Genomic DNA, 644 nt, shown 5'->3' with positions numbered 1-644 from the left:
CGAACGCGATCACCTCGGAGACGTTGGCGCCGACCGCACCGTCGAGGTCGATCCTCAGCACCCGGTTGTGGTGGCCGTCGGTGACGAGCAGGTCACCGCGGTAGGGCTGCAGGGCGTACTGCACGCCGCTCGGGACGAAGAAGTCCGGGACCGGCGGGTGCTCGATCGCCCAGGTCCCGATGTCGGCGACGACCGTGGCCTTGTGCCGCCCGTCGATGCGGTAGATGCCGACGGTGCTGCTGCCTCCCACGTCGCTGCCCACGAGGGTCACCAGCGCGTACGCCGTGCCGTGGACGAACGCGACGTCGACCGCGCCGCCGAACCCCTCGACGACCCGCTTCGGCAGGCCGTCGGAGAACAGCGACCGGTGCCCGGTGCGCGGGTCGATGTTGCCCTCGAACTCCCGGAAGATCTGGGAGTACTTCTTGCCGACGATGTTGGCCAGCACGTTGAGCCGGCCGCGGTGGGCCATGCCGATCGTGACCTCGTCGAGATCGGCCTCGGCGGCCGCCTCGCAGATCTCGTCGATGACCGGGATCGTGGTCTCGCCGCCCTCGAGGGAGAAGCGCTTCTGGCCGACGAACTTCGTCTGCAGGAAGGTCTCGAACGCCTCGGCCTGGTTGAGCTTGAGCAGGATCCGCAGC

At 68.9% G+C, this 644-nt stretch carries 1 pseudogene; it reads right to left on the bottom strand.

Features of this window, described 5'->3' with window-relative positions:
- Nucleotides 1-644 (bottom strand): annotated as a pseudogene (locus tag ACFPB1_RS27390) (hypothetical protein); the annotation flags it as partial.

The sequence above is a fragment of the Paenibacillus sp. GCM10023250 genome (assembly GCF_042653205.1).
Taxonomy (GTDB): Bacteria; Bacillota; Bacilli; order Paenibacillales; family Paenibacillaceae; genus Paenibacillus_Z.
This window is presented reverse-complemented; position numbering and strand designations above follow the sequence as displayed.